7 protein-coding genes are annotated in these 9277 nt (G+C 66.9%); 3 read left to right on the forward strand and 4 right to left on the reverse strand.

Annotation, left to right across the window (positions count from 1 at the left end):
- Positions 1-50: 50 nt before the first annotated feature.
- A complete protein-coding gene (locus ACSFBF_RS28350; RefSeq protein ID WP_435472798.1) occupies positions 51-920 on the forward strand; it encodes a MurR/RpiR family transcriptional regulator in 870 nt (289 codons plus the stop codon).
- A gap of 10 nt (positions 921-930) precedes the next feature.
- Here the strand turns inward: ACSFBF_RS28350 and ACSFBF_RS28355 are convergent, their stop codons facing one another.
- A complete protein-coding gene (locus tag ACSFBF_RS28355; protein WP_435472800.1) occupies positions 931-1665 on the reverse strand; it encodes a GntR family transcriptional regulator in 735 nt (244 codons plus the stop codon).
- Positions 1666-1863: 198 nt separating this feature from the next.
- Entirely contained in the window at positions 1864-2661 is a 798-nt protein-coding gene (locus ACSFBF_RS28360; RefSeq protein ID WP_435472802.1) for an alpha/beta hydrolase, read from the reverse strand.
- A gap of 81 nt (positions 2662-2742) precedes the next feature.
- Here ACSFBF_RS28360 and ACSFBF_RS28365 point away from each other — a divergent pair, with 81 nt between their 5' ends.
- Both ACSFBF_RS28365 and ACSFBF_RS28370 read left to right on the forward strand, forming a co-directional pair.
- Positions 2743-3744 (forward strand): phosphotransferase enzyme family protein, encoded by a 1002-nt coding sequence (locus ACSFBF_RS28365; protein ID WP_435472804.1) that lies wholly within the window; start codon positions 2743-2745, stop codon positions 3742-3744.
- Between the two features lie 83 nt (positions 3745-3827).
- On the forward strand, positions 3828-4193 hold the full coding sequence (locus ACSFBF_RS28370; RefSeq protein WP_435472806.1) for an SPW repeat protein: 366 nt from the start codon (positions 3828-3830) through the stop codon (positions 4191-4193).
- Positions 4194-4250: 57 nt separating this feature from the next.
- Here ACSFBF_RS28370 and ACSFBF_RS28375 read toward each other — a convergent pair whose 3' ends face one another.
- Together ACSFBF_RS28375 and ACSFBF_RS28380 are read right to left on the reverse strand one after the other, a co-directional pair.
- Positions 4251-5753 carry an efflux transporter outer membrane subunit gene (locus tag ACSFBF_RS28375; protein WP_435472808.1) on the reverse strand — a complete coding sequence of 501 codons (1503 nt, stop codon included), beginning with the start codon at positions 5751-5753 and terminating at the stop codon, positions 4251-4253.
- Positions 5754-5766: 13 nt separating this feature from the next.
- Positions 5767-9036, reverse strand: coding sequence for an efflux RND transporter permease subunit (locus tag ACSFBF_RS28380; RefSeq protein ID WP_435472810.1), 3270 nt, complete (start codon positions 9034-9036; stop codon positions 5767-5769).
- Between the last annotated feature and the right edge of the window lie 241 nt (positions 9037-9277).

Here is a 9277-nt window from a genome sequence, read left to right on the forward strand (position 1 = left end):
CGACCCCTCCGGTACATTTGTTCCAACGACAGCCGAAGAGAGACACCGCCATGGGCGCCCGAGAGCAGATCCGTCAGCGTTTCAACGAACTGAGCCCCGCCCTGCAGCAGGTGGCGCGCTATGTGCTCGACCATCCGAACGAGGTGGTCACGGGCTCGATGCGCAACGTCGGCACGCGCTCGCAGAGCACGCCCGCCACCCTCGTGCGTTTCGCGCAGCATCTGGGCTTCGAAGGCTGGCCGCAGCTCAAGGAGGCCTTCGCCGCCGACATGGGCCTGGGCTCCGCCGAAACCTATGGCGGGCGCGCCAAGCAGCTCGTCGGCCGCGCGAAAGACCAGACGCTGACCGGCGAAATGTTCGAGGTGCAGCGCCGCAACCTCGAAGCTACGCACCAGCAGAGCGAGCAGGCGCTGCAAAAGGCCTGCGCGCTGATCGAGAAGGCGCCGGCCGTGCACGCCGCGGGGTTCAGGGCGTGCTTTCCCATAGCCTTTTCATTCGTCTACGTGTACCGGCTCTTCCGGGCCAGCGTGCATCTGGTCGACGGCCAGGGCGGCTCGCTGGAAATGCAGCAGCGCGCCTTCGCCAAGGGCGACGCGCTGGTGGTGGCGAGCTTCGCGCCCTACTCGCGCGAGGCGCTGCAGGTGGCGCAGGCGGCCAAGGCGGCGGGTTGCCGCATCGTCGCCATTACCGACAGCGTGACCTCGCCGCTGTCGCTGCTGGCGGACGAGACGCTGCTTTTCACGATCAACAGCCCCTCGTTCTTCCCGTCGGTCGCGGCCGGGGTGGCAGTGACCGAAGCGCTGGTCGAGCTGCTGGCCAGCCGCGCGGGCAAGCCGGTGATCCGGCGCATCGACCAGGCCGAGGCGCAGCTGTTCGAATCGGGGGCCTACCTCACGCCGCCGGCGGCGCGCGGCAGCTAGGGCCGGGAGCTCAGGTCAGCGCCCGGGTGCGGCCGGCCGCCTGCTGGCTCAGGTAAAGCACCAGCAGGTCGCGGTTGGCGATGATGTGGTCGCGCATGGCGGTTTCGGCGCAGGAGGCTTCCTGCCGGCCCAGCGCTTCGACGATGCGGCAGTGCTCTTCCAGCGCCTGCAGGGCCTGCTCGTGGCGGTACAGCTGCATCGACGCGTCGCGGTTGTGCGGGCGCAGCTTGCTGTCGAAGATGATCGGCAGCTGGCTGGCCCGCTGCACCGCCTCGGTCAGCCAGCGGTTGTCCGCCAGTGCCAGCAGCTTGCCGTGAAAGGCCTGGTTCAGGTCCTGCCAGTGCTCGGCCCGGGCGTCGGTCCATTCGCCTCTGCCGTGCAGCACTTCGTATTGCTCGTCGAGCATGGCCGTCAGTTGCGCCAGGGCCCCGCTTTCGAGGCCGCGCTCACTGATCAGGCGGCAGCACATGCCCTCCAGCGTGGCGCGCACGCTGAAGGCGTCGAACACGTCCTTGGCGTTGAAGCGGCGTACCTGGAAGCCCTTGTTGGGCAAATACAACAGCAACCCCTCGTCGGCCAGCCGCGCCATGGCGCCGCGCACAGGGGTGCGCGACACGCCAAGCTCGTTGGCGAGCGAAATCTCCATCAAGTGGGAGCCAGGGGCAATCACACCATCGAAGATGCGATTGCGCAGCGTGTCGGCCACGGACAACGCTCGTGTCCGAGAGGGGTCTTGGGGGGTCATCGAAAGTCGGGAACTGGGGGCGGCCGGAAGCGGGTCGCGCGGATGGTACGGCCGCGTACAAAAGCTTCATATCCCCGATTTCCGTAAAAATTTTATTCCGGGACTTTTTCGATGATTACTTCAAATTTATTAACTTTTGTAAACTTCTCTTCCGCTGTACGCATTAACCCGCCCCGGTAGCCTTTTCGGACAGCCCGCCTATCGGGCAAGGATCCAGTCGGCGATCTGCGGGACAACTTCGCGATCGAGCCCGTTGAAGCCGTGGTACGCCATGGCCTCGCACGGGTCGCCCCTGTTCTCCCCGCCCTTGAAGCTCAGTAGCGCCTTCCTCGGCGAGTTTTCGAGCTTCCCCATGAGGGTGGGCACGTTGGCAAACGCGCAGAGCGGGCAGCCATCCTGCTCGTGATGGACGACGAGAACGGGCACCCGGATCTTTTCCAGCGGCATTGCCGGAACGGGTCGTCCCCTGTCGTCGGTGAGGATGGTCGAACTCAGGACGATGCCGTCCGGTCCTTCAGGGCCGGAAAGCTCGGTCGCGACGTATGCCGCGGACTGCGTACCCCGGCTGGTGCCCACGAGCCACACAGGCGCCTTGGATTGCTCGCGCATCCATGCAATGACCGCCTTGATGTCGGCCGCATGCTCCGGCTTCTGGCGAAAACCGCTGAGGTACGGTGGACTCTGCCGATCGGATGGGGCATCGATGACGGCGACCATGAGTCCCTGGTCCGCAAACAGCTGCCGCGTGCGAACGAGAAAATTCCCGGCGCCCCAGTTGAACGAACCATTGGGAAATATCTGCAGCCCGCCATGCCCGCCCGCGAGCAGGATCACGGCAGCCTTTGGCGCCGGCGGTGACAGCACGAGCATCCGCTGCGTTACCCCGGGCCGGGTGGGAATGTCCACCACCTTCTGCGTGGTCTGCGCCTGAGCTGGCGAAACCAGCGCAATCAGGAAGAGAAAGCCCGCGATCCAGTACCTGGCAATGTTGCGCATCGACGATCTCCTGGGAGTACAGCTTTAGGCCCGTTTGCCGCCGACCTGCATAATCGCGCCCTTTTTCCCTAGGGACGCCAGATGAATCTGGAAATCGCGCAATCCACGCCGACGGCGGCAAGCATTGCGATGCTCGTTCAGGCGCACTACGGCCTGGGCGAGGTGGTCGAGAGCGAGTTCCTGCGGCGCAGCTTCAATCAAGTCTATCGGCTGGGCTTTGCCAGCGGGCGACGTGCCGTGGCGCGGCTCTGTGCCGAGCGGCCCCGGGGCGGCCCCAATGTGCTGTTCGAATCGGCCGCGCTGCAGCATTGGGCGCAGGCCGGATGCCCCGTATCCCGTTGCCTGCCCACCGCGGACGGTGAAGTCGCCATCCACGTGTCGCTGCCCGAGGGCTCCCGGGCGCTGATGCTGTTCGAGTATCTGGACGGGGAGTTCACTGGCGACTCGGCCGATGACATCGAAGCCTTTGCGCACGGGCTGGCCGCCTTGCACGTCGCGGGCGAAAGCTACCAAGGGCCGGCCAGCAGCTATCGCCTGGACCTGGACTACCTGCTGCTGCGCCCCCTGCAAGGCCTGCTGCGCGCTCCGACCATGACTGCCGAACTGCGCCCCCAATTCGAGAAGCTGGGCCAGCGTCTGCATGCCGACATCCTGGCATTGGGCGATCTCAGCCGCGTGCTGTGCCATGGCGATGCGCACGGCAGCAACAACTTCATCGTGCGCGGTGCGCAGGACCAGCGCGAGGCGGTGTTCTTCGACTTCGACGAGGCAGGCCCCGGCTACCTGGCCTATGAACTGGCGGTCTATCCGTGGAGCCTGCATCCGCGTACGCCCGACGGCGCACTGAGCGACAAGGCAGCGGGGCAGTGGCGGAACTTCATATCCGCCTATCGCGAGGCCCGGCCTGTCGCTGACGCCGACCTCGCCGCCATCGCACGCTTCATGGCGGTGCGGCAGTTCTGGCTGCTGGGAGAGTGCGCAGGACGGGTTCCTGTCTGGGGCTCCCAGACCATACCGACCGACTACCTCCGCCGGCAGGTGACCATGCTGCGCAAGTGGGAAACATTGGAGTTGCCACTCTAGTACGGCACGGCCAGGAACCCTCCCTCGTCAGCGCGGGTCCAACCGCTTGTCGCGGCGCCTTGTCGCGACAGGAGGTAATGACCATGAAGCAAGTGAAGCATTGGCAAGACCCCGTCAACGCCGTCGCCGGCGCCTGGCTGATCGTCTCGCCCTGGGTCCTGGGCTTTTCGGACATGACGCCCGCCATGTGGACGATGGTGGCGACCGGCATCGTGCTCGGGGCGGTGGCGCTCGGTGCGACCTTCGTGCCCCGACAGTGGGAAGAATGGACCGAGGTCGCGCTGGCGGCCTGGCTCGCGATATCGCCCTGGGTGGTCGGCTTCCGTGGCACCGAGACGGCGATGGTCAATGCGGTGCTCGTCGCCGCGGTGATCCTCGTGCTGGCGCTCTGGGTGCTGGTGACCGACAAGGACTATCTGGGCCACAGCATCGACCGTCCGGCGCATTGACCTGAGCGCCGGGCCGGAGGATGGGCTCCGTGCCCATCCTCCATATCGATCAGCCGCTTACTGCGTGCGGGAAGCGGCGGGTTGCGGTGCTGCCGCGTCTGCTTTGGCGTTGTTGTTGTCGCCCATCCAGCCAGCCTGCCAGCCTCCACCCATCGCCTGAATCAGCGCGATGGCCGTGGTCTGGCGGCTGACCTGCAGTTGCACCAGCGTACGCCGCGCGCTCAACGCGGCGGCTTGTGCAGTGACCACATCGGTGTAGCTCACCTGCGCGGCACGGTAGCGGTTCAGCAACTGCTGCTCGGTCTTGTCGGCCGCGGCCGAGGCCTCGCGGCGGAAGCCCTCCTGCTCGGCGAGCGTCGCGCTCGCGGTGAGCTGGTCTTCCACGGCCTGGAAAGCCGTGAGCACCGTCTGCCGATAGCGCGCCACGCTCGACTCGTAGGAGGCCTTGGCCGAATCGACGTTGGCCGCGATAGCGCCCGCGTCGAACACCACCTGCGCCACCGACAGCCCGAGCCCCCACAGCGTATTGGCGGAGCCGAACAGATCCTTCACGCGGCTGGCGCTGCTGCCGACCGAAGCCGTGAGGCCGATGTTCGGGAAGTAGGCCGCGCGCGCAATGCCGATCTGCGAATTGGCGGCCGCCACCGTGCGCTCGGCGGCCGCGATGTCGGGCCGGCGCTGCAGCAGCGTCGAGGGCACGCCGAGCGGCACGCCGGGCACCACGGGTGTCCATTGCGCGGCCGGCAGGCTGAAGTCGGCCGGTGCCACGCCCAGCAGCGCGGCAATCGCGTGTTCGTAGGTGGCACGCGTGCGCTGCAAGCCCACGCGCTCGGCCTTGGCGTTGACGAGCTGCGTCTGCGCCTGCAGCACGTCGGTCTGCGCGGCGATGCCGGCCTGGTAGCGGTTGCTCGTGATCTCGAAGGCGCGCTGGTAGCCCTGGATGGTTTCGTCGAGCAGCACGATCTCGGCGTCGGACTCGCGCAGCGAGAAGTAGTTGGTGGCCAGGTCGCCGATGGCCGACAGGCGCGCGGCGGCCAGATCGGCCTCGCTCGCCTGTGCATTGGCCTGCGCACTGCTTACTGCTTCGCGCAGCCGGCCCCACACGTCCGGCGTCCAGCTCGCGCCGAGCGTGGCCGAGAAGGTATTCGACGGGCTCGACGTGCTGCTTCCGCCCACCGTGCCGGAGCGCTTGCCGCTGCCGTCGAGCGACACCGACGGGAACAGCGCCGCCCGCTCGCCCCGCACCAGCGCCTGGGCCTGCGAATAATTGGCCACCGCCGCGGCGATGTTCTGGTTCGACACCTGCACGCGGCCGGCCAGTTCGTCGAGCGTGGCGTCGCCGAACAGCTTCCACCATTCGCCACGGTCGAGCGCATCGGCCGGCGCGGCGGGCAGCCAGCCTTCGGCGGCCTTCTGCTCTTTCCAGTTGACGGAGGCGGCGACTGTCGGCTGTTCGTAGCGCGGGCCGACGGCACAACCAGTGAGGACAGCGGCCAGCGCGAGCGCCGAGAGCGGAAAGCGGCTCGCGCGGAAGGAGGAAAAGGAAAGCAGTGCGTTCATGGCGGTGTTGTTCTCAAGCTGGCGCGACCCGGCTCAGTTCGTGTTCGTTCTTGCCGCGGCGGCGCAATTTGTCAAGCAGCAGGTAGACGACCGGCGTCGTCAGCAGGGTCAGCAGCTGGCTGGCGATCAGCCCGCCGATGATGGCCACGCCCAGCGGCCGGCGCAGCTCGGCCCCCTCCCCGAAGCCGATGGCCAGCGGCAGCGCGCCCAGTGCGGCCGCCAGCGTGGTCATCAGGATCGGGCGGAAGCGCAGCAGGCAGGCCTCGCGCACCGCCTCCAGCGGCGTGAGCCCGCGCGAGCGCTCGGCCTCCAGCGCGAAGTCGATGATCAAGATGGCGTTCTTCTTCACGATGCCGATCAGCAAAAACACGCCGATCAGCGCAATGATCGAGAACTCCATGCGGAACATCAGCAGCGCCAGCACCGCGCCCACGCCGGCCGACGGCAGCGTCGACAGCACGGTGATCGGGTGCACCAGGCTCTCGTACAGGATGCCCAGCACGATGTAGATCACGATCAACGCGGCCAGAATCAATATGGCCTGCTGCCCCTGCGACTGCTGCGCGCTCAGCGCCGTGCCAGCGAACGAGCCGCGCACGTTGGTGGGCATGGCGATGTTGGCCTCGGCCTTGGCGATGGCCTCGCGCGCATCGCCAAGGTTGGCGCCCTCAGCGAGGTTGAACGAGATGGTCGTGGCCAGTTCGCCGTCCTCGTGGCTCACCGAGGTGGCCACCGACTGCTCCTCGAACTTCGCGACCGCCGACAGCGGCACGAGCGCGGTGGCCGTGTTGCTCAGCACGTTGCCGGTCGACGCGCTGCGCAGGCCCGCGTTGGCCGACACCGGCACGGTGGTGGTGCTGGCCGTGCTCGAGGACGACGACGAACTTGAACTCGTCGTCGTGGTGCTCGCCGCCACCTGCGTGGTCACGGTCTGGCCCGCCACCACCGTCGTTTTGGTGGCCGGCACGTACACGTCGCTCAAGGCGTTGGGACTGCGCGAGTAGCGCGGCGCCCACTCCATCACCACGTGGTACTGGTTCAGCTCGGTGTAGATGGTCGCCACCTGCCGCTGCCCGAAGGCGTTGTAGAGCGCGTTATCGATGGCCGTTGAAGTAAGGCCCAGCCGGCGCGCGCTGTCGGGGTCGACCTTGGCCACCGTCTCCACGCCGTTCTCATCCTGGTCCGTGTCGATGTCGGTCAGCACCGGCTGCATCTTCAGCTCGTCGGACAGCTTCAGGGCCCAGGTGCGCAGGTCGGCGAGGTTGTCGCTCTTGAGCGTGTACTGGTAGGTGGAATTGCTGGCGCGGCCGCCCGAGCGCACGTCCTGCACCGTGCCCAGGAACACGCGCAGGCCGGTCACTTCATTGAGCTGAGGCCGCAGCCGCGCGATCACCGCCAGGCCGCTGTCCTTGCGCTGGTTGGCCGGCTTCAGGTTGACGAACATGAAGCCGCCCCCTGCCCGGCCTGCGCCGGTGAAGCCGACCACTGTATCGACCGCCTCGTCCTTGCGGATGATGTCGACCACCTGCCGCAGCTTGGCGGCCAGCGCCTGCGACGAAATGCTCTGGTCGGCGCGCAGGCCGCCGTTGAGCTGCCCGCTGTCCTGCTGCGGGAAGAAGCCCTTGGGCGCGGCGCTGAAGAGATACACATTGAGCCCGACCACCGCCACCAGAATCAGCATGACCAGCGCCTTGCTGTCGAGCGCCCAGTCGAGGCTGGTCTCGTAGCGCTTGAGCACCCAGTCGTAGCTGCTTGCAGCCATGCGGCCGAAGCGCCCCTGCGGCTTGCTCTTGTCATGCTCGCCACCGGGCTTGAGCAGCCACGCGCACATCATGGGCGTGGTGGTCAGCGAGATGACGAGCGAGATCATCACCGCCGCCGACAGCGTTATCGCGAACTCGCGGAACAGCCGGCCGACCTGTCCGCCCATGAAAAGCAGCGGAATGAACACCGCCACCAGCGACACGCTGATCGACAGCACGGTGAAGCCAACTTCCTTCGCGCCCAGCAACGCCGCCTTCATGCGCGTCATGCCCGACTCGATGTGCCGGCTGGTGTTCTCGAGCACGACGATGGCGTCGTCCACCACGAAGCCGGTGGCCACCGTGAGCGCCATCAGGCTCAGGTTGTTGAGGCTGAAGCCCAGCAGGTACATGACCCCGAAGGTTCCCAGCAGCGCCGCCACCGTGGCCACCGCAGGCACGATGGTCGCGCGCACGCTGCGCAGGAACAGGCTGACCACCAGCACCACCAGGATGACGGAGATGACCAGCGTGAGCTCGACCTCGCGAAGCGAGCCGCGGATGGAGTTGGTGCTGTCCGACGCCACCTGCAGCGTGACGTCTGGCGGCAGCTGCGCCTGCAGCTCGGGCAGCAGCGCGCGCACGCTGTCGACGGTCTCGATGATGTTGGCCGCGGGCTGCCGCGTGATCAGCACGATGATCGCGGGCTCGCCGTTGAACAGGCCCAGCGTTCGCGTGTCTTCCACGCCATCGACCACCTCGGCCACGTCCTGCAGCCGCACGGCCGCGCCATTGCGCCAGGCGATGACCATCGGCGCGTAGTCGCTGGCGCGCAGGGCCGGCGTCTGCGTGTAGATCTGCAGCTTGCGGCCCTCGCCCTGGACCGTGCCCTTGGGGCGGTTGGCGTTCGAGGCCTGGATGGCGGCGCGCACGTCTTCTGTGCTGATGCCATAGCGGCTGAGTGCGAACGGCAGCAGCTCGATGCGCACGGCTGGGAGCGAGCCGCCGCCGATTTCGACATCGCCCACGCCGTCTACCTGGGACAGGCGCTGGCTGACGATGTTCGAGACGGCGTCGTAGATCTGGCCCGGGGTCTTGGTCTTGGACGTGAGGGCCAGGATGATGACTGGCGAGGCGGCAGGGTTTGCCTTGCGGTAGGTCGGGTTGCTTCTCAGTGTGGCGGGCAGGTCGACGCGGCTTGCGTTGATGGCGGCCTGCACTTCTCTGGCGGCACCGTCGATGTTGCGGCTGAGGTCGAACTGCAGGGTGACGCGGGCGGAGCCTACCGAGCTGGTGGACGTCATTTCGTTGACGCCTGCGATGGTGCCTAAGTGGCGCTCCAGCGGGGTTGCTACGCTGGTTGCCATCGTTTCAGGGCTTGCACCTGGGATCGATGCTCGTACTGAAATTACCGGGTAGTCGACCTGGGGTAGTGGCGAGACTGGGAGGACGAAGAACGCGGCTATGCCGGCCAGGGCTATGCCTATGGTTAGCAGGACTGTACCTATGGGGCGGCGGACGAAAGGTAATGAGAGATTCATCGCTGCTCTCCTTGCGGAGGGCTGAGGCCGGGTCTCGCCCCGGCGGGCGAGCTACTTTCTTTTGCTTCGCCAAAAGAAAGTAGCCAAAGAAAAGGCGACCCCACTGTCTGCGACCCCTTCGCTTCGCTACGGGGCAACCTGCGGTGCTCGCGTTTCGCGGGGTCCGCAGAACTCGCTTCGCTCAAACAGCTGCGGCCCTGATCCGCGAAACGCTCCGCTCCTCGGCGCAGCCAGAGGGGAG

Source organism: Variovorax nivicola, assembly GCF_051216475.1.
Taxonomy (GTDB): domain Bacteria; phylum Pseudomonadota; class Gammaproteobacteria; order Burkholderiales; family Burkholderiaceae_C; genus Variovorax.

Bases quoted from the DNA above. Each gene is read 5' to 3' on its own strand.
- ACSFBF_RS28360 (WP_435472802.1), bottom strand. From the start codon at position 2,661: ATGCGCAACATTGCCAGGTACTGGATCGCGGGCTTTCTCTTCCTGATT.
- ACSFBF_RS28370 (WP_435472806.1), top strand. From the start codon at position 3,828: ATGAAGCAAGTGAAGCATTGGCAAGACCCCGTCAACGCCGTCGCCGGC.
- ACSFBF_RS28380 (WP_435472810.1), bottom strand. From the start codon at position 9,036: ATGAATCTCTCATTACCTTTCGTCCGCCGCCCCATAGGTACAGTCCTG.
- ACSFBF_RS28350 (WP_435472798.1), top strand. From the start codon at position 51: ATGGGCGCCCGAGAGCAGATCCGTCAGCGTTTCAACGAACTGAGCCCC.
- ACSFBF_RS28355 (WP_435472800.1), bottom strand. From the start codon at position 1,665: ATGACCCCCCAAGACCCCTCTCGGACACGAGCGTTGTCCGTGGCCGAC.
- ACSFBF_RS28375 (WP_435472808.1), bottom strand. From the start codon at position 5,753: ATGAACGCACTGCTTTCCTTTTCCTCCTTCCGCGCGAGCCGCTTTCCG.
- ACSFBF_RS28365 (WP_435472804.1), top strand. From the start codon at position 2,743: ATGAATCTGGAAATCGCGCAATCCACGCCGACGGCGGCAAGCATTGCG.